Genomic DNA, 24,241 nt, shown 5'->3' with positions numbered 1-24,241 from the left:
GCTTAAGCTTTAGCGCTAGCTATGTTGTTTAAATGGATATCGAAAGCTTCAACGGCAATGTCATATTCTGAGTCGAATTTTCCGCTATTGCGCACGTCAGTCATGTAACCTTGCATGCGTTTGTAATCAACTGGCATAACTTTAACGAAGCGCTTCACGCTGTTGTCCCAATCATTGAGTAAATCACTAGCGACCTCTGAGCCAGTAGCGTTTAAATGCTGGGTAATTAATGCTTTTAGTTCAAGACTTTCAGCATCGGTATCTACTGTTTCCAGTGACACCATTTCCATATTGCATTTAGGGGCGAAGTCATTGTTGTTATCAAGTACATAAGCGACACCACCAGACATACCCGCCGCAAAGTTACGACCGGTAGCGCCTAAGATAACCGTTATACCACCGGTCATATATTCACAACCGTGATCACCAATGCCTTCAACAACCGCTGTAGCACCTGAGTTACGAACACAGAAACGCTCGCCGGCAACACCACCGATAAAGGCGCTGCCTGACGTTGCGCCAAATAAGGCAACATTACCAATGATAATATTTTCACTGGCGACGAACTTAGCTTGTTTACTTGGGTATACCACCAGGTTTGCGCCTGAAAGCCCTTTACCAAAGTAATCATTGGCATCACCTTCAAGTTCAAAGCGCAGGCCTTTGGCGGAGAAACAACCAAAACTTTGACCAGCGGAGCCGTTAAACTTAACCCTGATAGTATTTTCTGGTAAGCCTTCGGCTTGGTACTTCTTCGAGATTTCATTGGAAATCATCGCACCTATGGTTCTATCGGTATTGCTCACATCGTATTCCAGGGCAACACTTTGCTGAGTATCTAGCGCCACTTGCGCATCTTTTATCATCTTACGGTCGATGATATCGTCAATCAGGTGTTTCTGATCAATTGACTTATAAAGCGTCTCGTTCTCACCGCACTCTTCTTTGTATAGTAACGGCGTTAAATCAACACCCTTATATTTCCAATGTTCAACGTCGGTACGTTGTTTAAGACATTGAGTCTGACCAACCATCTCTTCGATGCTTTTAAAACCTAGTTCAGCCATGATTTCACGTAAACCTTCAGCCATCATGGTAAAGAAGTTAACTAAAATATCAGCACGACCGGTAAAGCGTTCGCGTAAACCTTTATCTTGTGTAGCGATGCCAACAGGACAAGTATTTAAATGACACTTACGCATCATGATACAACCTTCAACCACTAATGCCGTGGTTGCCATGCCATATTCTTCCGCGCCAAGTAAGGTGGCAATGGCTAGATCGCGTGGTGTTTTAAGTTGTCCATCGGTTTGTACGGTAATTCGGCTACGCAGTTTATTACGGACCAAGGTTTGATGAGTTTCAGCCAAACCAAGTTCCCACGGTAAACCCGTGTGTTTAATTGAACTTAAGGGCGAAGCACCAGTACCACCATCATGTCCAGCAATCAGCACCACATCAGCATACGCTTTACAGACACCCGAGGCGATAGTACCAACACCGGCTTCTGAGACTAACTTAACGTTAATACGGGCATCGCGGTTGGCGTTTTTAAGATCAAAAATAAGCTGAGATAAATCTTCAATCGAATAAATATCATGATGTGGTGGCGGTGAAATCAAACCTACACCTGGCGTAGAACCACGAGTTTTGCCAATCCAAGCATCCACTTTGTCGCCGGGTAATTGACCACCTTCGCCCGGTTTTGCCCCCTGTGCCATCTTAATTTGTAGTTCGTCGGCATTGGTCAAGTAATGACTGGTAACACCAAAACGACCAGAAGCAACTTGCTTAATACGCGAGTTCATTGAATCGCCATTTTCTAGTGGCGTGAAACGAATAGGATCTTCACCACCCTCACCGCTGTTACTCTTACCGCCAATACGGTTCATGGCAATCGCTAACGTGGTGTGTGCTTCCCACGAGATTGAACCAAATGACATGGCACCGGAAGCAAAGCGTTTGAAAATATTTTCAATCGGCTCAACTTCACTCAATGGAATAGCAGGACGATCGCTACTTAGCTCCAGTAAACCACGTAGGGTAAAGGCCTCTTTACTTTGATCATCAACTGTTTTTGTGTACTGCTTAAATTGCTCAGTATCGTTACTTGCGGTTGAATGCTGCAGTAAACGAATAACCGTTGGGCTAAATAGATGACGTTCACCATCATGACGCCATGAGTACTCACCACCCGTTGGTAATAAGTTTTCAATGGCAATGCGGCTTGCTTCAGGGAAACCTTCACGATGGCGTAATAGTGCTTCTTGAGCAATTTGGTCTAAACTCAAACCCTCGATTCTACTGACCGTACCGGTAAAGTACTGCTCGACCACCTCTGAGTTAATACCCAAAGCTTCAAAAATTTGCGCACCTAAATAAGACTGTAAGGTACAAATACCCATCTTAGAGAATATTTTCAATAAACCACTGCCTACCGCTGCGGTGTATTTCGCCGTGATTTGCTCATTTGATAATTTGCTATCCAGTACTCCTTCATCACGCAAACCATAGATACTTTCTAGTGCTAAGTATGGATTTACCGCGGCTGCGCCATAACCAATAACGGTAGCAAAATGGTGAGTTTCACGAATATCAGCAGATTCCAGAATAATATCGGCGTAAGAACGACATTTCTCACGAATTAAATAATGATGAACCGCTGCTGTTGCTAATACCGATGGAATAGCAACATGGTCGCTGTCAACGGTCCGATCACTTAATATTAAAATGGCATAACCATCTTCAATCGCATTTTTTGCGTACAAACAAACACGATCGAGTGCTGTTTTAAGTGCGCCAGCTTCACCATTGGCTTTAAAGGTGATGCTAATGGTTTTTGCTTGTAAGTGGTCGTTATCAATATGCTGTAACTTACGTAATTGCTCGTTGGTTAACACCGGTTGTTCAATTTCAACTTTATGACAATGCGCTGCTGTTTCCTCAAGTAAGTTAAGTGACTTACCAATGTAACCACGCAATGACATCACCAACTCTTCACGAATGGGATCGATTGGTGGGTTGGTCACCTGAGCAAACAACTGCTTAAAATAATGTGATAGATGTTGTGGACGATCTGAAAGCACGGCTAATGGTGTATCTGTGCCCATAGCACCTAATGGCTCTTTCGACGTACCAACCATGCCAGCAAGCACTAAGTTAAGATCTTCGCTAGTATAACCAAAGGCTTTTTGCATTTTTCGCAGTTCCGCCAATGGCGGTTGGGCAATAGAAGCCGTTGATACCGGTAACTGGTTTAACTCAATTTTGTTTTTTGCTAACCACTGACCATAAGGCTGCGCCGAACTAACGGTTTCTTTTACTTCGTCATCACTGATAATGCGACCTTGCTTTAAATCAGCAATGAATATTTTACCGGGCTGAAGACGACCTTTCTCAACAACAGTTGACTGATCAACACACAAGGCACCTGTTTCAGAGCCCATAATCAAGGTACCATCTTCGGTTAACAAGTAACGAGAAGGACGTAAACCGTTACGATCCAGGGTCGCGCCGATGATATTACCATCGGTAAAGGATAACGACGCAGGGCCATCCCACGGCTCCATTATACAAGCGTAATACTCATAGAATGCCCGTTTGCTTGGATCCATATCATCTTGAGTTTGCCAAGCTTCAGGCACCATCATCATCATCACTTGGGCGAGCGAACGGCCACTTAACACCAATAATTCAATGGCCATATCAAGGTTGGCAGAATCAGAGTTGTCATTATTACAAACCGGATTCAACATTTTCAATTCAGCATCAGTAAAATTCACTGAACTGAACAATGCTTCACGGGCATTCATCCAGTTAATATTACCGCGAACGGTATTGATTTCACCGTTGTGGGCGATATAACGAAATGGTTGCGCGCGTCGCCAAGCAGGAAAAGTATTGGTTGAAAAACGAGAATGGAACATCGCCAACCCAGAGATGGTACGCTCGTCTTGAAGATCAAGATAATATTGACGAACTTGCGCAGTAGTAAATTGACCTTTATAGACAATTTTGGTTGATGACATCGAAGTGACATAAAACTCGTCACGTTCTTTGGCAATGCTGGCATTTATTTTATGCGAGGTGTATTTACGCAAAACAAATAACTTGCGTTCAAATTCTTGGGCCGTTAATGCTGCTGGTTTAGCAATAAATACCTGTTCAATATTCGGTTCGGTTTCAAGTGAAGCCGCACCTAACATAGAATTATCACCTGGCACATTACGATAACCGATTAAGGTTAAATCCAATTGAGTAATGTTTTGGTTTAAAATATCTCGGCACGCTTCGCGTTGTTCTTGCTCGCGGGGAAAGAAAATCATGCCAACGCCGTAGTTTCCGGCATCGGGTAAGCTAAAGCCTAATTTTGCAGTTTCTTGACTGAAAAAATCGTGGGGAATTTGAATAAGAATACCGGCACCGTCACCACTTTTGACGTCGAAACCAGTACCACCACGATGTTCCATACAACTCAACATGGTGAGTGCATTTTCGATAATATCGTGCGATTTTTTACCCTTTAGGTTGGCGACAAAACCAATACCGCAGCTGTCATGCTCAAACTCGGCACGATAAAGGCCTTGGTTTTTTTTGCTCATATCATTCATTGCTTATTCCTATTCATCTAACTATTTCTATTCGCTGTTTTTCTGGCTCATTAAGCTGCTTGCTAATTAAGACCTATATTGTTAATACTCAAAATGTGCGCTATTGATCCTTCAGAATAATATTTAGAATTTCTTGAGCATTGCACGCCAGACTTCTACTGAGTCTTTATGAGACGAACTGCCATTAATGAAAATTATTATGTAAAGCGGTCGGAAAAATTACCCGTAAAAGGGGACTGAGTCAATCTTTTTATGAATATATATGCATATCACTTGAATATATACAGCAACAAATTATTCTTAAAACATTAATATTTACCCTAAAAAATACATTAGCCACACTTTTAACTCTATTTTAAGCACATAACACTACATAATAATAATTACATTTTCATACGGAATATTCATTATTCCGTATAAATATATCACCGGGTAACAGCTCGCAATTTATTTATGCTAGTTGTGCAACTTTTAAGTTCAGCAGCTTAGCAAAGAGAAAATTAAAGTAGGGCTCTAGATCCAAAGCAAAGAATTTATATTAAGACAGATATACTAGATAAAACCTATGGTGCTTTGTGCCCGAAAGCACCATAGAGCCATAGAGCCATTAAAGATTTACTACCCAGAAGTCATGCAAAACGAATGTCCGCTTTCGGTGATTGCAATCAAGTTTGCATATTGATTTTTCAAGTTTGCATATTGATTTTTCAAGTTTGACGATGAAAACTTGAGGTAACTTTATTGTCTACTTTAGGTCTGTTTGCTCGAACAGTTGCCGCTAGATAGTATGGTCTTAATCAGGGGTAAAAGACTATATTGTGGTACTTTCTGAGCTAATTAATCATTAGTTGAATCTTGTTGTGCCATTTGTTGTTGGTATTGTTTTGGTGTGCAGTTAAAGCTTTCCTTAAAGCAACGGCCAAAGTAGGTTTGTGATGAAAAGCCAACATCTAAAGCAATACGCCCTATTTGTGCACCACTGATAAGTAATGTTTGTGCTTTTTTCAAACGAAAGTCTTTGATAAAGTTATTAGGCGTAGTGCCGAGTATAACTTTAATTTTTCGCTGCAATTGCCTATCACTCATGGCGAGTTCTTTTGCCAGTAAGGAGATATCTAACTCAGGTTCGGTGTAATGTTTAGCGATTAACTTTTCGAGTTTATGTAAAAACTTATCCTCTAGACTACCTTCTGCCACTATCTCTTCAGTGAGTTTTACCGCATTATTTTGGCTGATGATTTTTCTTTCTGCTCTTTGCTCGGCTTTTTGTTGGTCGTTAAATTTTTGTAAATAGCGCTGCTGTAACCGCTGTCTGTTGGCGATTAAGTTTTGAATTCGAGTTAATAGCTCATGTTGGTTGAAAGGTTTACTTAAGTATTCATCCGCATTTAACTTAAGGCCTTTTAATCTACTTTCAAGATCAGATCTTGCTGTCAGTAATATCACCGGAATATGTGCGGTCATGTCGTCTTGTTTTAACTGTGTTAAGACTTCAAAACCATCAATACCCGTTAACATGAGATCACAAACAATAAGATCAGGCAGGTATTCTTGCGCTAATTGCAGGCCAAGTTCGCCACTACCGGCAAGAATGCAATGATGTTCTTGCTCAATAACTTGCTTTATATGACTTTGCATATCAAGGTTATCTTCAATAACTAAAACCACTTGCTGTGAATGATTACTTTGATGACTGATTACGCTGCGCTGTTCTATTAGTAATGAGGCAACCTCACTTTCTGAGACACTCAGCGATATTTCAGGCTCAACATCATTGGCTGATGCTAGCGGTATTGACAGGCTAAATTTACTACCATGACCCTGTTCACTCACTAAACTTATGCGCCAATCGTGCGCTTTAACCAGTTCATTGACTAATGATAAGCCAATGCCAACACCAAAGGTTGCTTGGTTTTTTACATCATCCGCTCGTTGAAAGCGTTCAAAAACTTTCTCTTGGCAGTCTTTACTGATACCTATGCCTGAATCGATAATATCTATAATAATGGTGTCTTGTTCTGCATAGGCATTCACTTGCACACTACCACCTTTGGGGGTGTATTTTATCGCGTTAGCAAGTAAATTGAAGATGATTTTTTCAAAGGCTTGGCCATCACAATCAAGCCACAAATTGTCCGGGATATTGCTAGTGAAATTTAAATGACTTTGTGATGCCAAGCGAGAAAAGGAATCAACAGGCATCAGCATAAGGGTTTTTAAGCGGTATGTACTCAGCGACAGTTGTGGGTTGTCACTTAAACGTGAAAGCTCTAACAGTTGTTCTACCATACGTACTAAGCGTAAACCATTACGCTTAGCCGTTATTAGATCTTCACTTTCTAGTTCATCTGTGGTTTTTTCTATATATCTATCTATGATGCCGTTAATTATGGTTAGTGGTGTTCTAAATTCATGAGAAATATTGGCAATGAATTTATCTTTTAATTCTAAGGCTTGTTTTTCCGCATGTTTTCTTGCTGATAAATTAATAAAAGTAATAACAATAAGAGGTTGTTTAGCCCGCTCAGCCCATTGTAACTCTGCTTGTGCCGGAAATTCAGTGCCATCTGAACGCAGCGACACACACTCCACCGAAATACCCTCACCTTTGCGCTGTAATGAATAGATATTACTTTGGAAGTCAAAAAAGAAGTGCATTTCGTCTTTTTCTGCAAATAAGCGACTAACTGAGATGCCTTTTAATTCTTGCTCAAGACTTTGAAACATCTGCACGGCAGCAGGGTTAGCGGATAATATCTCACCGGTAGTAGAGGTAGTTAAGATGGCATTATTTGACGCATTAACTATCGCTTTATCTTCACTATTAATCAGCGCATCGGTTAAGTCATTATTTAGACTGGTGAGTTGTTGATGCTGAGCTTGCTGTGCGAATAGAGTATATTTGAGCTTTTTAGTTTGACTACGGCGGCTGTTGGCAATATTTGCTAGCAATAGCGCCGCAACAACTAACCAAAAAAGCAGAGTAATCGATTGAAGATTGGAATCGACACTATAAAATAGCTTTTGCTCATAGCCATATAAATGCATTGCTGTGGGTATAAGCATAAGCAGTAAAATATAGAATTCTGGACTACCTTCTTTTGCTATAGCCGCAGGTAGCTTGGTGGCTTTTAAGCTGATATTTGCCGTAACTATCAAGAAAAAATAAGGCAGTAAAGCAATAAGCTGAACAGTGTAGCTGTTGGTGCTAATTAACGGGAAACCGTGAGGAAGAAAAGCGCTTAGATTACCTATAAATAAAAATACGGCACTGCAAGAGAGTAAGGTAAAGGTGTAACGCCAGAAATTATCTTTAGCATTCACTAAACACTGTATTAATCTAGCAATGATCAGAATATTTATGAGCAGATGAAATAACAGTGAGGGCTTGGCTGTTTGGTATATTAGAGTTGAAAATTCAGCCGGTAAAAGAATAAAATAGCAAAAACAAATCAGGGTAAAAAATATAGCCGGCACTCGGCCACTGATATATTTATTAAGTGGTATATCACTTAAATGCGGGTTGGTCTCTATAGCCAATAAAATAAAGAAATAAATAAACAGTGAAGCAAAGTCTTGATATAACTGCTGGCTAATACTTGTTGGTGTGCCATTTAAAAATTTACTAGCGATAACCGCGAGTATCGCTAGCAGTAAGTATTGCCAAAACAGTTTAAATGAACGTGAGCTGTTTTTTTTAACACAAAAATATAAAAATATGCCGCTGAAAATTTGCAACGTGGTTAAGGCAAAGCTTGAACTGCTTTCAGGGATAATTGCTAGCCAGTTAGCTATAAAATGATAGGGAAAAAAGCTAACCAAGCCAGCGAGGGCTAATATTAATAGTCTAATAGGTCTGGGCAATGGTTATTCCTACTTAGTGTTCATGCTTTATTCTTATGCTAATTTAACTCTTAAGCTATCCTATCCTTTTAAATAACCGCTTAACATAATCTATAATAACACTCTATTAACATCAAGTTGCTATGTCTATCTAGAGCCTATTAAAGCGCCTTGCTTTTGGCTTATACGTAGCCTTTACCATACAGAGACAAATTATTTTTTAAAGATAAAATAAAAAAAGCTTACAACATCAATTGTAAGCTTTTGAATAAACTAGTCATTATCCATGGTAAGGATGCTAGAGAAAATATTTATTCAACCCTGTCATCTCGAGTTATTACCTATTAGCCTAGCTAGCTAATATTTTAAGGGGTAATGACAAGGCGCCATTGCCCGTTTGGCCAACAAACCAAATAATGGCACTTAAGCCACCAAGGGTAAGGATATACCACAAGACTGAAACAATTTGCGCATAACGATTCAGCGGTAGTAACTCACTTAAATGTCGGCGTTTATATTCAAAGACTATTTCAATACTGCCAATGGCCAGTAAAAAACCTAACAGCGCTAAACCAAAATGATAACTAATGTAGACACCAAGCACGGCCCCTAACACACAAGCCACTAAACCAATTTTAGAGTTTATGGAGAAAGCGATACTTTTAATGATGTGGCCGCCATCTAACGGCAATACCGGTAACAAGTTAAATAAATTGAGCAGCGCATTAAATACCGCAAGTCCGGCCAATATTTCTATATCGGTAAGCCAATAGCCAATTAAACAGACTATGGATAATATCAAGCCAAAGAAAGGGCCCATAATGGAGATAACAATATCTTGCCAGCGGGTATTAATTTTATCGTCGCTAAGGGCTAAGCCGCCAACAAAGGGAATAAGATAAATACCTTTGGTTTTTAAGCCAAAATACTTCATCGCCTTAATATGACCATACTCATGGAAAACTAAACAAAGGATCAGCGCAATGGCAAACTCAATAGAAAATAACCAGCTATAAGCCGCTAAACTACCAGCAGCAAACAAAACTTTTATAACCTTGGCGCTTTTCAATAACTTTAAGCCAAGACCCGCCATACCAATGAAGCTGAATTTCATCGGCTGTTTTTTGTGTTCGCCTATTTTTCTTTGCTCGATATCTTTTTCATTAAGACTATTTTCGTGCAACAACTCATCATTGACTAATAGCTTAAACTGCAAGCCAAAGGGCTGCCACTTCAATGAACCCTTCAATTCGACATGCAACTCGCCCGGCTCACTTTCTTCACCACCATCGGTTTTTAAAGAAAATTGATGGGTAAATGACTCATTGTCGGCATTGGCATTAATTTGTGAGACACATTTTCCGTCCCAAAAAAGCTGTTGCCACCCGGCCATTGAACCTTCTAATCTTAGTGTTTTACCCAAACACTCTATTTCTAATAACTGCACTTAATTAACTCACTAGCTCAACAAAAAAACCTTGCCCGATTATCACTATATTTAGCGATGCGGCAAGGTTTATTGAAGATAATTATTAATTAAGTTCTGTTGATGGTAGTTATGTTAGGTCATCTGGCCCAACACGTACCACTAACTTACCGAAGTTTTCACCTTTTAATAAACCAATAAAAGCACTTACCGAGTTCTCAAGCCCATCAATCATGTGCTCTTTGTACTTGATTTCGCCAGCCATTAACCACTTAACCATTTGCTCACTAAATTCGTTATAACGATGACCATAATCATCAAAGACGATAAAGCCCTGCATTTTGATGCGCTTAACCAATAGTGTGCCCATTAATAACGACAATCTGTCCGGCCCACTGGGTAATTCAGTCGCGTTATATTGAGAAATAAGGCCACATAAAGGAATACGGGCACAGCTATTAAGTAATGGCATAACGGCGTCAAAAACTTTACCACCAACATTTTCAAAATAAACATCTATGCCTGATGAACAAACTTCCGCTAATTGCTCGGCTAAATTTTCACTTTTATGATCTAAACAATGATCAAAACCTAGTGTTTCCACCGCGTATTTACATTTAGTCTCGCCACCGGCAATACCCACCACTTTACAGCCTTTTAATTTGGCTATTTGGCCCACTAGGCTACCAACAGCACCCGTTGCCGCAGCAACAACTACCGTATCCCCTGCTTTTGGTTGACCAATATCAAGTAAACCCATGTAAGCCGTTAGCCCTGGCATACCTAAGACACCTAGGGCATGTGATGGCTTGACCATGTTGCTATCCAATTTAAGTAATTCACTGCCATTGATAACGCTATAATCTTGCCAACCACCAAAAGCAACGACCCAGTCACCTATCTTATAGTCATCATGATTTGACTGTTCTACTCGACAGACGCTGCCACCAACCATTACCTCATTTAAGGCAACAGGGTCGGCATACGATTTAGCATCATTCATGCGCCCGCGCATATAAGGGTCGAGTGACAGGAAGACAGTGCGAAGTAATACCTCACCCGCTTTAGGCGTCGGTTTTTCGCTTTGTACAAGATTAAAGTTGTCCGCTGTTGGCGCACCAAAGGGACGTGAAGCCAAAACCATTTGGCGATTTATCTTAGTTGTTTGAGTCATGTTATTTCCTTGTGCTTACAATGCTTTTGTTAAGATTTCACGGCTTATTGCTAAAGTGATATCATCATGTTCACCCAATGCGGTCATACCGTGTTGCTCTAGTCTATTAATCAACAGATCAATGTCCTTGCTGCCAAGATCTACCTCAGATAAACGTATTGGTACTTGCATCTGTTGGAAAAACTGTTCGGTTAAAAGAATAGCTTGGTCGATACGTGCATCATCATCACCTTCATTTATCTGCCAAACGCGTGATGCATATTGTAGTAATTTTTCACGCTTTTGCTCACGGCGCACTTTCATTACCGCAGGTAATATAATCGATAAAGTACGTGCATGGTCAATACCAAAAGCACCCGTTAATTCATGACCTATCATATGTGTTGACCAATCTTGTGGTACACCCGCACCAATAAGGCCATTTAACGCCATGGTTGCCGACCACATGATATTAGCTCTAACCTCCAAGTTTTCTTTAGTGGCTGGTAATAAAGCTTTTGGTCCTTCTTCAATCAAGGTTTGCAATAATCCTTCACTGAAGCGGTCTTGCACCTTGCCATTGACACTGTAAGTTAGGTACTGCTCAATGGTATGTACAAAGGCATCCACGACACCATTGCTGATTTGACGATCCGATAATGACAAGGTCACACTTGGGTCTAATACAGCAAAGAGTGGTCTAACCAAAGGACTAGAGAAAGGTAATTTATTACCGTCGCGTGTAACTACAGAGTTACCATTACTTTCAGAGCCTGTTGCCGGTAAGGTTAATACCGCGCCAATAGGTAATGCTTTTGTTACCGCTTGCTGTTTAGCCAGAATATCCCAAGGGTCGTTAACCTCACTATCCCCTTCGCTATTACCTTCAGCATTACCTTCAGCATTACCTTCACTATTACCTTCATATAAGGCCGCAGCGGCAATGAATTTAGCGCCATCAATGACAGAGCCTCCACCAACGGCCAGTAAGTAATCAATATTCTCGCGTTTAATGATTTCTTGCGCTTTCATCAAGGTATCATAAGTTGGATTGGGCTCTATACCCGAAAATTCAAACCAAGTATGTTTAGCAAGGGCATCAATCACTTGTTGATAAACACCATTGGTTTTAATAGATCCGCCGCCATAAACCACTAATACTCTAGCGTTTAGAGGGATTTCTGTTGCAATGACTGAAATTGTCCCTTCGCCAAAATGAATATGCGTTGGGTTTTGAAAATTAAAATTTAACATCTATATTCCTATATGTATCGCTAAGCTATTAGCAAAACGGCTTACCTTAGCCAGGTAGCTAAACTGATTACCTAGCTGATTACCTAAACAACTAAGTTAAGCTGAAAGCTGAGTCAGTAATTTTTCTGCCGCTAAGGCCGAACTCGCTGGATTTTGACCGGTAATAATAAGGCCATCTTGTACGACAAAGGCATGCCAATCTTGCGCTTTTTGGTATTCGCCGCCACGCTTAATCAGTTCATCCTCAAGTAAAAAAGGCACAACTTCGGTTAATTGCACGGCTTCTTCTTCGCTGTTGGTAAAACCGGTTACTGCTTTGCCTTTAATGGCAAATTCACCCGACGCTTGTTTTACATTTAATAAGGCGGCACTGGCATGACAAACTGCCGCAACAGCTTTACCTGCGTTAAGAAAGCTTTCAATCAAGGCGATTGAGTCTTTATTATCGGTAAGATCCCATAATGGACCATGACCACCTGGATAAAATACGCCATCAAAATCACTTTCACTAAGAGAAGATAACTGCACTGTGTTAGCAATTTTAGCTTGTGCTACCTCATCGCCATCATAACGTTCAGTGGCTGATGTTTGGAAATCGGCTAAGGTACTTGTTGGGTCAATAGGTGCTTGCCCGCCTTTTGGTGTCGCCAGTGTTACTTCAACACCCGCATCGATAAAAGCGTAATAAGGGGCGGCAAACTCTTCCACCCAAAAACCAGTTTTTTTGCCCGTGTTACCAAGCTCATCATGTGAAGTAAGTACCATCAATATTTTTTTAGTCATGTTCATTCATCCATCTATTTAATTATATAAGTTAGCTATTTAAGTTAGCGATTTAGCTAACCATAAGGAATATTTCTTCGTTGAGATGCAGCTAGTATAGAACTACCGCCATAGATGAACAATGCAGATAAAACTGACAACATTGTATTAATAATTGATACAATAGCTAATTAATCGTATTGTCCGTTATTTTATGAGTGCTAGGTAGTGTTATGGATGTTTCATTTGAACGACTGAAGAGTATGGTTGTTTTTGCTCAAGTCATTGATCAAGGCAGCTTAAGCGCCGCCGCTAAACATTTAGGGCTATCTCGAGCCGTAGTTAGTTATCATTTAAAAAAGCTTGAAGCACAGCTGGAAGTAAAACTGCTTAATCGTTCAACACGTTCAATCAAGCTTACTGAAGCCGGCCAAGCCTACTATGAACGCTGTCGCATTATTGCCGAGCAAGCCAGTGCCGCCAATCAGCAAATTGAAAATTTCAAAAATGAGCCCATCGGCTTACTTAAAATTACCTGCCCGGTAAATATTGGCTTGCAGACTGTGGTGCCAGCACTCAATGAATTTAAGAAGATTTATCCAAAAATTGAGCTTGATGTCATGTTGACTGATGAAGTGGTTAATATCATGAAAGAAGGCATCGATCTGGCCATTCGTGGTGCGCCTTTGCCTGACTCAGGTTTACAAGCAAGTAAACTCGCCACCCTAAAAACGTGTCTTTGTGCTGCACCTGAGTACTTTCTTCAATATGGGCGGCCAACGAAGCCAGCAGATTTAACTAATCATCAATGGGTGATCTACAAATTAACCTCAGGGGTAATAACCCTAACTAAAGGCAGTCGTTCGTTCAGCGTAAACACCAAAGGAACTATTAGTACCAATAATGCCGCGGCGCGTACCGCATTTGTTGAAGCCGGACATGGTTTAGCTCGTATTCCAACTTATGATGCTTGGCCAAAAATCAAGGCTGGTACCTTAGAAACGGTGCTTGATGATTACAGTTTAAGCGATATCAATGTTTATGGGGTTTTCCCGCCAGGCACGGCTAACTCTAAAAAACTGAGGTTATTGCTTAATTTTTTAAAAGAGTATTTTACCAGCCAAATAAGCACAAAAAAACCTTAGGTTATTTAGCTAACGACATAGTTAGCGAATAACTTAGCCACATTCGCTTTAGTGGTTTTTGCCAATTTTTGCACTAAAGAAAACGGTACCTCATCAACATTCGTTTGCTGTTGAATGTCATCAAGCATGGCTAACCACAGTTTGGCCGTCATTTCAGCGTCGTATAATGCCCTATGAAAACTGCCCTTTGAGGCTATGCCTTTATAATTAATCAAGGTACCTAACTTATGATTAGGCGCGGTTTGATATAATCGGCGCGAGACCAGTAACGAACAGCCGAACTGACCATCATAGTTTGACGATATACGTTTTAGCTCACTGTCTAAAAAGCGTTTATCAAAAGAGGCATTATGGGCGACAAGGTTTTGCCCTTGAATAAAATCAGCAAAGCGTGCCATTACCTCATGACAGGGCGCAGCATCACTCAACATTTCATTGGTGATGCCGGTATAGTCTTCGATAAAATAACTCACTGGTCGTCCTGGATTCATCAGCTCTTGAAAGCGCTCGGTGACCACACCGTTTTCAAGTTTTACCGCACCTATTTCAATGGCTCTATCACCATTATTGGGAGAAAGACCCGTTGTTTCAAAATCGAGAATTATTAGCGAATTAGCGTTCATATAAATTAGTTTCTACTTAGGATGGCTGTTCGGTGCAGAGCTTCATTTTGCGGCTTATTTCTTCTAAGCGCAATAATATCATTAGTTAGATAAAAATTTATTAACCATAATTCAGCTTATTTAGTTAAAGAACACAACAAAAATCTTACAAATTACCGTCATCTATTTCTGTTTGCAGCTTTTCTAATTCAGTCAGTATATGGATAAATTTATCGCCTAACGCCGTTACTCTATATTCTACCCTAGGTGGAATTTCATTAAAACTTTCCCGTTCAACAATAGCAAACTCTATATTGCGCTTTAAACAAGCATTTAACACTTTAGTGGTTAAGCCTTCGACGCTTTTTACCATTTCGCCTGGCCGACGAATATCATTCTTCAGTAAATTATAAACGGTGAGCGACCATTTACAGCCAACAATACTTTCAACCATACGCGCAGTCTTTTCAGGTGCTGATTTTCTTGAAAATTTAATTGTCTCACTATTCATAAAGATGTACCTAAAAGTGCTTAGCAAACCCTATTGTGCGTACTTGGTATAGTATTGAGTAGAGGATATTATACCAAGTAGATTATTTAATTAATGGGTATTAGAGGAAAAATCATGCTCAATATGAACTTCACTGAAAAAGTCGTTATTAATACTCAAGAGCAACCTTGGCTAGCTAGTCCGCACGCCGGTGTATGGCGTAAACCTTTAGCCAGAGAAGATGCAGAAAGAGGTCATGCCACCAGCTTAGTTAAGTTTGAGCCTGGCGCTAGCTTTAATGAACATGATCATCCGCTAGGTGAGGAAATCTTTGTGTTATCAGGCAGTTTTTCTGATCACACCGGTGACTATCATGCGGGAAGTTATTTTAGAAATCCTGAAGGCTTTCGTCATGCGCCATTTAGTAAAGACGGTTGTATCTTATTGGTGAAGCTGCACCAATTTCAATCAGGTGATAATGAACATCTAATCATTGATACCACTAAAACAAGCTGGTCACCGGGTATGGGTAATTTAATGGTTATGCCACTGCACAACTTCCAAGGTGAATCTACCGCGCTGGTTAAGTGGCCCAAAGGTGAGCGATTTCAACCACACAAACACTTCGGCGGCGAAGAGATATTTGTTATTAGTGGCGAGTTCATGGATGAGTATGGCCGCTATCCCGCAGGCACTTGGCTTCGTAGTCCGCATTTAAGTGAGCATTTTCCTTATGTAGAACAAGAGACAATTATATTGGTTAAGGTGGGTCACCTGTAAATTTAACACTTAATGACTCATCTAGGACAGCCTCTGTTATTTGCCATCATCCCCGGCGACTAATATTAAGGTTAAATAACAGCAGCTTGACTTAGCCTTAGCTAGGTCTACGCTTTTATAAACACCTCGCGACTTTGAAGATGCCATGACAATATTTTCCCCTAGCACTACCAATAACATTGCCAATAACATCACTGAATTGATCGGTAATACCGATTTATTACGCATCAATAGCCTGAGCGAGTTAACTGGTTGTGAGATTTTATTAAAGTGTGAGCAGCAAAACCCAGGAGGCTCTATTAAAGACCGAGCTGCCTTGCAGTTAGTAACAGACGCCATAGAAAGTGGTCAATTGAAAAACGGTATGACCATAGTCGAGGGCACCGCCGGCAATACCGGTATTGGCTTAGCACTCGTGGCCAATGCCTATGGTTTTAACATGTTAGCGGTAATGCCTAGAGGACAAGCTAAAGAAAAAGAACAAATGATCGCGCTATATAACGCAACATTATTACTCGTTGATGCCTGCCCCTTTGCCGATCCAAAACATTTTTATCATACTGCCAAACGCCTTGGTGAACAGCATGGTGATTATTGGTGGGCCGATCAGTTTGAGAATACCAGTAATTGTAAAGCCCATTATCTCAATACCGGGCCAGAAATTTGGCAACAAACCCAAGGCCATATTGATGCCCTGGTTTCGGTAGTTGGTACTGGCGGCACCATAGCGGGTAACTCAAGGTATTTATCAGAGCAGAACCCGCAATTACAAACATGGCTGGTTGATCCCCACGGCTCAGGCATCTACCACTATTTAAAAACCGGCCAGTATCAAGCCAGCGGTAGTTCCTTTACCGAAGGCATTGGCATTATGCGTACTGTCGAAAATTTCCGCCAGGCCAAGATAACTAAGGCCATACGGTTACCGGATCAAGACTTGGTGACCATTTCCCGAGAGATCAGCCAACTTGACGGTATCTTACTCGGCAGTAGCTCAGCCCTCAATGTTGCTGGTGCCTTATATGCTGCGGCAAAAATGGGCCCTGGCAAAACTATCGTCACCTTTTGCTGTGACTTGGCCGAGCGCTCTTATAGTAAACTTTATAATGCCGATTTTTTAAAAGAAAAGCAGATTAGTACCAATCATGAAACCCTCGCCAGCATGTTTGAACGTTATCAAGCAGAGCCAGCTAGCGCAGTGGTTGATATCAATAAATGACAGCTTAGTAATATAACCTGAACTCTGGATAAGCAGCACTTACTCACTATTCCCCTTTATCCGATTATCCGCGTTTAAACACGGATAATCGGATAAATTGAAACATTAATAGGGTATATAGCTACTTAATCTGGTGAATTTTGTTCTTGATAACCATAAGCCGTTATTTTCACTTAAGCATCAAGCACAAAATAGCTAACAGCCACTCATAATCATCAATAAAAAAGAGACTGTGATTATTTCCATTTTAGTAGCTATCTGCTAAATTGGCTAAATTGATAATTGAATTTTTAAAGGTAGTTTATGAATAGTCCCGCGTTTTCGAAAACCGAATTAATTAAAAAATTCCCATTATTGGAAAAACTAAATCGGCAGCGAGAACTAACTTGGATTAATCCTTTGTTGTCTCCGTCTGGTAATGAAAAATTAACTTTACAGCGTGCCGATATCGAACAAGCTGCTGCGCGTTTACAAAGGTTTGCGCCGTACATCGCTCAGGTGTTTCCAGAAACAGCCGAGCAAGGTGGCATCATTGAATCCCCATTGGTAGCAATAGCTGACTTCAAAAATGCAGTCCAGAAAAATAGTGATGCAATGCTACAAGGCAGTCTTTGGCAAAAATGCGATAGCCATTTACCGATTGCAGGCTCTATTAAAGCCCGCGGCGGGATTTATGAAATTTTATTTCATGCTGAAAAAATCGCCTTGGCAGCTGGTAAACTAAAAATAGAAGATGATTATAATATTTTGGCCAACGAAGATTTTCAGGAATTTTTTGCACAGCACAGTATTGTTGTCGGCTCGACTGGGAATCTTGGTTTAAGTATTGGCATTATGAGCGCCAAGTTAGGGTTTAAGGTCAGCGTGCATATGTCGGCGGATGCGCGACAGTGGAAAAAAGACGTTCTACGCAGCAATGGGGTCAATGTGATCGAGCATGAAGGCGATTACGGTAAGGCGGTTGAGCATGGCCGAAAGCAAGCACTGGCTACTGAAAAATGTCATTTTGTTGATGATGAAAATTCTCAACAATTATTTTTGGGTTACAGCATAGCGGCCTTACATTTGCAAAAGCAACTGATTGAAAATAATATTTTAGTGGATGCCGAACACCCTTTGTTTGTGTATTTACCTTGCGGTGTGGGCGGTGCACCGGGTGGGATTACCTTCGGCATAAAGCAGTTATTTGGTAATCACGTGCATTGCTTTTTTGCCGAGCCGACGGCGGCACCTTGTATGTTGTTAGGCATGCACACTGGCTTGCACGATGAGGTATGTGTTCAAGATATTGGTCTCGATGGTTTAACCTGTGCAGATGGTTTAGCGGTTGGCCGAGCATCTGGTTTTGTAGGTAAATTTATTGAGCCGCTGTTAAGTGGCATCTATACAGTAGCCGACCAGCGGCTTTATGATCTATTAACAGTGTTACAAGATAGTGAAGGCCTTAAATTAGAACCGTCGGCATTGGCGTCGAATGCGGGTATAGTTGCCTTGCAGAACTCTCAAGAATTTTTAGAGTATGTTAAACAGCAAAAAATCTCTCTGCAGGCTATGGCCAATTCTAATCATATTGCGTGGGCAACGGGTGGACGCATGGTGCCTGATGAGGAATATCAGCAGTATTATCAGAAAGGAGTGAAGTCGTAAATCACATTAACTATGCCACCCATTATAACCTCACGCTGCTGATAGTTCATAAAAGGCTATGCGCTATTCAAACAAGCCTGAGCATTGGCTATACCATGTGTGCGCTGTAAACCAATATGTTCACTAAATTCACATAAATGCTCTGCTGTGCCTACGGCTCCTGTAAATATACTTTCAAACTCTGTAGTGAGCTTTAACCAATTTTCTTCACTGATGTGTAACCTTGTCAGAATGTTTACCGTTTTATGGTTAATTTCACCACGTTTATCATCACGGCATGCGCACAGATATCGATAGCAAACACTTGAGATAACTGGAATAGTCGTTTCTCAATCCAAGCGCGCCTATGCTCAAAACTAACACCTGACTCTTTATCTACCCCACACAAAAATGCCTTTCGTACCGTGCGACTGTAAATGTGGTAAAAGGGCGTATCCAATAAACTAATTTGTTGCGAACGAGGCTTAGGCACATCAATCTTTAGACTTAATCAAGGTAAATTAAGTCTACTTAATTGATGAAAATATGCTCAAGTTATTATGGGTGGCCTAATAGTTGCCCGAGAGCTCAGCCAACGTGACGGTATCTTACTCGGCAGTAGTTCCGCCCTCAATGTTGCTGGTGCCTTATACGCCGCCGCAAAAATGGGTCAGGGGAAAACTATTGTCACCTTTTGCTGTGACTTGGCCGAGCGCTCTTATAGTAAACTTTATAATGCCGAATTTTTAAAAGAAAAGCAGCTTAGTACTGAATATGAAAACCTCGCCAGCATGTTTGAACGTTATCAAGCTGAGCCGAGTAGCGCAGTGATTACAGTGAGCTAAGCGAAGTAAAATAAATAGCACTAACGAGCCGAAACGAGCTCATTTTGCAAAAAAGATAAACATTGGGCATTATTGCCACGAAAAATTATTCTTTCGGCCTTTAGCCCTAATTGGTATTGATACATGGGATCATAGTATTCGCTGAGTAAAGGTTTTAACCAATCAAGATGATAGTGCAGTAGACCATTTTTCTGTTGCATTAAGGCTGTACTCTGTATTGCCTTTAATTGGCCGTAACGCTCGGTACCAAGGCGCTTTCGTACTTTAAACAGGCCTTGCTCTAAATACTGACTAAAGGCGACAAAGCCTTGTTCAACACCATATTTAGCTTGGTATTGGGCTGTCATTTTTATGATGTATTCTTGATAAATATGCTCAAGTCGATAATCTAAGCTTTCTTCAAGCACCACTATTGGCGCTAATACCATGGCTTTTCTTAAGCTATCCGGTAAATGAATGCTGCCAATTGCCCTGCCCTCATCTTCTAAGAGCAAGGTTTGCCCTGAGTTATAGTTACCCGTGATGTATTGTTCAACTAGCTTATTTTCAAAATTTATTTGATTTGATTGTCTGGTAGCAAAGCCGCCAAAACTCGAACCTCGATGACCCGCTGCACCTTCTAAATCTAAACTGTTAACACAATGGCTTAGGAAAGGCGTTTTTCCACAGCCGGTATTACCGGCTAAAATCATCAATGGCTGTAATGCTAATTTGTCCAGTTCGTCCAGTAAAAACTGACGCAGGGCTTTATAGCCACCGATAAGCAGTGGATAGTTAACACCTGATTCCTTTAACCAGCGCTGTACCGTTTGTGAACGTAAACCGCCGCGAAAACAATATAAATAGCCCTGTGGATTTTCCCGAGCAAAGTCTTGCCATTGTGCCAGTCGACTCGCTTTAGTCTGTCCTGAAACTAAGCTATGGCCTAGGGTGATAGCAGCCGCTTGGCCATTATTCTTATAACAAAGGCCCACTTCCGCTCGTTCATCATCAGTCATCAGAGGGTAATTAATCGACTGATTAAAAGCGCCCTTTTCAAATTCAATTGGCGCCCGTACATCCATTAAAGGAATTTTATTACGGATAATAGCGCGAAAGTCTGCGCTGTTGGCTCGCGCTATTGTTGAAATATTGATGGTCATTACAACAAGCTCACGGTGGGTGAAGTTGCCACCACTAGCTCACCAATAGGTTGTAGGTTAAGGCCATTATCTCGACACACAGCTTCAAATTCTTCCTTGCCGTGAGGTTGTACTGCCACAAGTAAACCGCCACTGGTTTGAGGATCGCACAAAATTGTTCTTTGCTTGGCGCTTAACGGCCCAACGTGCTCGCCATAACTGTCAAAATTTCGCTCACAGCCACCAGGTATGCAGCCTTGATCAATGTAATCATTGACGAAATCCATACAGGGTACTTGCTCAAAATCAATAACAGCAGCAACATCACTGCCTTGACACATTTCCAATAGGTGTCCTAAAAGTGCAAAGCCAGTGACATCAGTCATAGCCGTAACAACATCCAGTTCTGCAAACTTTTGCCCAATAGTATTTAAGGTTTTCATCAGTTTCGGTGCTAGTTGTGTGTGCTCAGGTAACAATTTCCCTTGTTTTTCAGCCGTGGTCATAATGCCAATACCTAACGGCTTAGTTAAATACAAAAGATCGCCAACCCCTGCGGTATTGTTGCGCTTAATGTGCGCATTATTGATCAGACCCGTAACTGCTAAGCCAAAAATAGGCTCAGGCGCATCAATGGAATGCCCACCCGCTAACGGGATCCCTGCCTCAGCACAGATAATTCGTGCTCCATCAAGCACTTGTTGGGCTATTTCTGGTGCTAAAAGTTTTACCGGCCAGCCCAAAATAGCTATCGCCATTAGCGGCTTTCCACCCATAGCATAAATATCGCTAATGGCATTACAGGCGGCAATTTTACCAAAGTCAGTAGGATCATCAACAATGGGCATAAAAAAATCAGTGGTTGAGATCACTGCTTGATCATTACCAATATCAAAAACAGCCGCGTCATCTTTGGTGCTATTGCCCACTAAAAGTGCATTATTCTCGGGTAAAACCAGTGATGACTTTAGCATCACATCAAGTACCGACGGTGAAATTTTACAGCCACAGCCTGCGCCGTGTGAGTATTGGGTCAAACGAATTTTTGTCATGATAGTTGGTATAATGAAGAAACAGGAGACTAATTTACAGTAATAACTGCGCGGTTACACCTGTGGATTAATATTTATCTTCGTTACTATGCAAAGTGCGGACTTCAGTGGCAAGTGCATAAGCGTTAAATCAAGCCACTCAAAAGCATAGGATATTGTTTAACTAATATTAATAGTTTTATAACTAAAAAAACTATCTTAATCACATTACGGTCTTATCTTCGTTGCACGCTATTCGATATGATGAATAAAATCATTATATTAACTAGTAACTTAGGAATAAATATGCGCAAAGAAACTATAGCTATTCACGCTGGATATACTCCAGAGCAAAGCAGTAAGGCCGTTGCTGTGCCTATCTATCAAACGACAAGTTATGCCTTTGATAACACCCAACACGGTGCAGATTTATTTGATTTAAAAGTTGAAGGTAATATTTATACTCGCATTGGTAATCCTACTCAAGCGGTCTTAGAGAAAAGAGTTGCTGAACTTGAAGGCGGCATTGCCAGCTTAGCTTTAGCGTCAGGTATGGCCGCAATTACCGCGACTATTCAAACCTTGGCCAAAGTGGGTGACAATATTGTCAGCATCAATAAATTATATGGTGGCACCTATAATTTGTTTGCTCACACCTTGCCACAACAGGGTATTGAAGTGCGCTTTGCCAGTCATGATGACTTTGTCGCCTTAGAAAGTTTAATTGATGAAAATACTAAAGCCGTCTTTTGTGAAACCATAGGTAATCCTTCCGGCAATATTGCCGATATAGAAAAAATGGCCGCTATCGCTCATAAACATGGCGTACCTCTGGTGGTCGATAATACCGTCGCCAGCCCAGCATTGTGTCGCCCGTTTGAACATGGCGCCGATATTGTGGTGCATTCTTTAACGAAATACATTGGTGGCCATGGTACTTCTATCGGCGGTATTATTGTCGACTCAGGGAATTTCCCTTGGCATGAGCATAAGCAACGTTTTGCCCTATTGAATCAGCCAGATCCTTCTTACCATGGTGTTAGTTACACAGAAACCTTTGGCAATGCCGCCTTTATTGCTAGAGCGCGAGTGGTACCGCTGAGAAGCATGGGCGCAGCCATTTCTCCGATGAATGTCTTTTTTATTTTACAAGGATTAGAAACTTTACCTCTGCGTATGGAGCGTCATTGTTTTAACTGCCTTCGTGTTGCGCAATATTTATCAGCGCATAGTGCAGTTAACTGGGTAAATTATGCTGGCTTAGAGACCTCACCTGATTATCAATTGGCGCAAAAATATATGCCAGAAGGCAGCAGCGGAATTTTAAGCTTTGGCATTAAAGGTGGCGAACAAGCAGGCGCTAAATTTATTGATGCACTACAGCTTATTGTGCGTCTGGTTAACATTGGTGATGCTAAGTCGCTAGCTTGTCACCCAGCCTCAACAACCCATAGACAATTGAACGCAGAAGAATTGGCTAAGGCCGGCGTAAGTAAGGAAATGGTGCGCTTGTCTATTGGTATTGAACATATTGAAGATATTCTTGCAGACGTTGAGCAGGCATTAACTCTAAGCCAAAAGTAGTCTTTAATTCTTGTCGCAACTAAGCGCTGAGATAGCTTTTAGCTTAAACAGTAAAACTCGCCACTAGTGGCGAGTTTTCAATGTATTTAAGTTAAGTTAGGCCAAGTTAGCCTCAACGGGATTGAAGTCAGTTCAATTCAATCAAACTAAACTAGTCAACATCTCCTCCGAATAACTGACTAATGGCTGCTTATTGCGGATTTTAGCAACATAATCAGGATTGGCGATGAAGGGTCTGCCAATGGCAATAAGATCAAACTTATTAGCATTGATTGCCTCACTCGCCGTTTCTGCGGTGTAACTACCCACACCAACTAAGGTTTTACTGTAGTTTGCTCGCACATAACTTGAGGCTTTGCCGCCTAAATAATCAAACTCCATACTATCGTCAAAGATACCAATATGTAAAAAGGCCAAATCACGTTTTTCAAGCTCTGGTAGCAGTTGATCAAAGACTTGACGATCGCGACTATCGCCCGCCATATTAAAGTAGGCGCCGGGTGATACTCTTAAAGCGGTTCTGTCATTACCTATTTTTGCGATAATACCATCAACAACTTCTAGGGCAAAACGTATCATGTTTTCACTGCTGCCGCCGTATTCATCATTGCGTTGATTACTATCATGATGTAAAAATTGATCGATTAGATAGCCATTAGCACCATGAATTTCAGGCTCTGTTGTAGAACACTGTTGTCACCCATAGGCAGCGATTAATATTTCCTGTTTATTAAGCTTTGCATTACTTTC

At 41.1% G+C, this 24,241-nt stretch carries 17 protein-coding genes and 1 pseudogene; 6 read left to right on the top strand and 12 right to left on the bottom strand.

Going from position 1 to position 24,241, the window contains the following annotated elements:
* Positions 1–2: 2 nt before the first annotated feature.
* From gltB to MTCD1_RS13670, 6 genes are all read right to left on the bottom strand, one after another.
* Entirely contained in the window at positions 3–4,610 is a 4,608-nt protein-coding gene (gene gltB, locus MTCD1_RS13695) for a glutamate synthase large subunit (protein WP_057179725.1), read from the bottom strand.
* Positions 4,611–5,447: 837 nt separating this feature from the next.
* Positions 5,448–8,474 (bottom strand): ATP-binding protein, encoded by a 3,027-nt coding sequence (locus tag MTCD1_RS13690; protein ID WP_057179724.1) that lies wholly within the window; start codon positions 8,472–8,474, stop codon positions 5,448–5,450.
* 328 nt (positions 8,475–8,802) lie between these two features.
* On the bottom strand, positions 8,803–9,900 hold the full coding sequence (locus MTCD1_RS13685; protein WP_057179723.1) for a site-2 protease family protein: 1,098 nt from the start codon (positions 9,898–9,900) through the stop codon (positions 8,803–8,805).
* A gap of 109 nt (positions 9,901–10,009) precedes the next feature.
* Positions 10,010–11,053, bottom strand: coding sequence for an NADPH-dependent curcumin/dihydrocurcumin reductase (gene curA / locus MTCD1_RS13680; RefSeq protein ID WP_057179722.1), 1,044 nt, complete (start codon positions 11,051–11,053; stop codon positions 10,010–10,012).
* A 15-nt stretch (positions 11,054–11,068) separates the two neighbouring features.
* Positions 11,069–12,286, bottom strand: coding sequence for an iron-containing alcohol dehydrogenase (locus MTCD1_RS13675; RefSeq protein ID WP_057179721.1), 1,218 nt, complete (start codon positions 12,284–12,286; stop codon positions 11,069–11,071).
* Between the two features lie 96 nt (positions 12,287–12,382).
* The gene (locus tag MTCD1_RS13670; RefSeq protein ID WP_057179720.1) at positions 12,383–13,069 is read right to left on the bottom strand and encodes a type 1 glutamine amidotransferase domain-containing protein; all 687 of its coding nucleotides are present in this window, start codon (positions 13,067–13,069) and stop codon (positions 12,383–12,385) included.
* A 212-nt stretch (positions 13,070–13,281) separates the two neighbouring features.
* On the opposite strand from MTCD1_RS13670, the gene MTCD1_RS13665 reads away from it, so the two are divergent.
* On the top strand, positions 13,282–14,193 hold the full coding sequence (locus MTCD1_RS13665; protein WP_057179719.1) for a LysR family transcriptional regulator: 912 nt from the start codon (positions 13,282–13,284) through the stop codon (positions 14,191–14,193).
* Between the two features lie 5 nt (positions 14,194–14,198).
* Here the strand turns inward: MTCD1_RS13665 and MTCD1_RS13660 are convergent, their stop codons facing one another.
* The gene (locus MTCD1_RS13660) at positions 14,199–14,816 is read right to left on the bottom strand and encodes a 3'-5' exonuclease (protein WP_057179718.1); all 618 of its coding nucleotides are present in this window, start codon (positions 14,814–14,816) and stop codon (positions 14,199–14,201) included.
* 145 nt (positions 14,817–14,961) lie between these two features.
* Positions 14,962–15,306 (bottom strand): winged helix-turn-helix transcriptional regulator, encoded by a 345-nt coding sequence (locus tag MTCD1_RS13655; RefSeq protein ID WP_057179717.1) that lies wholly within the window; start codon positions 15,304–15,306, stop codon positions 14,962–14,964.
* Positions 15,307–15,420: 114 nt separating this feature from the next.
* On the opposite strand from MTCD1_RS13655, the gene MTCD1_RS13650 reads away from it, so the two are divergent.
* From MTCD1_RS13650 to dsdA, 3 genes are all read left to right on the top strand, one after another.
* A complete protein-coding gene (locus MTCD1_RS13650; RefSeq protein WP_057179716.1) occupies positions 15,421–16,065 on the top strand; it encodes a cupin domain-containing protein in 645 nt (214 codons plus the stop codon).
* 145 nt (positions 16,066–16,210) lie between these two features.
* Complete coding sequence (locus tag MTCD1_RS13645; protein WP_057179715.1) at positions 16,211–17,284, top strand: cysteine synthase A; 1,074 nt, start codon at positions 16,211–16,213, stop codon at positions 17,282–17,284.
* Positions 17,285–17,587: 303 nt separating this feature from the next.
* The gene (gene dsdA, locus MTCD1_RS13640; protein ID WP_057179714.1) at positions 17,588–18,931 is read left to right on the top strand and encodes a D-serine ammonia-lyase; all 1,344 of its coding nucleotides are present in this window, start codon (positions 17,588–17,590) and stop codon (positions 18,929–18,931) included.
* Between the two features lie 235 nt (positions 18,932–19,166).
* On the opposite strand, the gene MTCD1_RS21795 is transcribed toward dsdA, so the two are convergent.
* Positions 19,167–19,403: a hypothetical protein gene (locus tag MTCD1_RS21795; protein WP_231732957.1), complete on the bottom strand. Its 237-nt coding sequence runs from the start codon at positions 19,401–19,403 to the stop codon at positions 19,167–19,169.
* A gap of 67 nt (positions 19,404–19,470) precedes the next feature.
* Between MTCD1_RS21795 and MTCD1_RS13630 the strand changes: the two genes are divergently transcribed.
* The gene (locus MTCD1_RS13630) at positions 19,471–19,755 is read left to right on the top strand and encodes a PALP domain-containing protein (protein ID WP_057179713.1); all 285 of its coding nucleotides are present in this window, start codon (positions 19,471–19,473) and stop codon (positions 19,753–19,755) included.
* Positions 19,756–19,775: 20 nt separating this feature from the next.
* Here MTCD1_RS13630 and mnmH read toward each other — a convergent pair whose 3' ends face one another.
* A complete protein-coding gene (mnmH, locus tag MTCD1_RS13625) occupies positions 19,776–20,897 on the bottom strand; it encodes a tRNA 2-selenouridine(34) synthase MnmH (protein ID WP_057179712.1) in 1,122 nt (373 codons plus the stop codon).
* Complete coding sequence (gene selD, locus MTCD1_RS13620) at positions 20,897–21,931, bottom strand: selenide, water dikinase SelD (RefSeq protein WP_088568963.1); 1,035 nt, start codon at positions 21,929–21,931, stop codon at positions 20,897–20,899. Before selD ends, mnmH begins: the two co-directional genes overlap by 1 nt.
* A gap of 282 nt (positions 21,932–22,213) precedes the next feature.
* Between selD and MTCD1_RS13615 the strand changes: the two genes are divergently transcribed.
* On the top strand, positions 22,214–23,491 hold the full coding sequence (locus tag MTCD1_RS13615) for a bifunctional O-acetylhomoserine aminocarboxypropyltransferase/cysteine synthase (protein ID WP_057179710.1): 1,278 nt from the start codon (positions 22,214–22,216) through the stop codon (positions 23,489–23,491).
* A gap of 141 nt (positions 23,492–23,632) precedes the next feature.
* On the opposite strand, the pseudogene MTCD1_RS13610 reads toward MTCD1_RS13615, so the two are convergent.
* A pseudogene (locus MTCD1_RS13610) lies at positions 23,633–24,163 on the bottom strand (oxidoreductase); the annotation flags it as partial.
* Positions 24,164–24,241: the final 78 nt, after the last annotated feature.

The organism is Colwellia marinimaniae (genome assembly GCF_002207865.1).
Classification (GTDB): Bacteria; Pseudomonadota; Gammaproteobacteria; order Enterobacterales; family Alteromonadaceae; genus Colwellia; species Colwellia marinimaniae.
The sequence above is the reverse complement of the archived record's forward strand: the minus strand, read 5'-3'. Positions and strand labels throughout refer to the sequence as shown.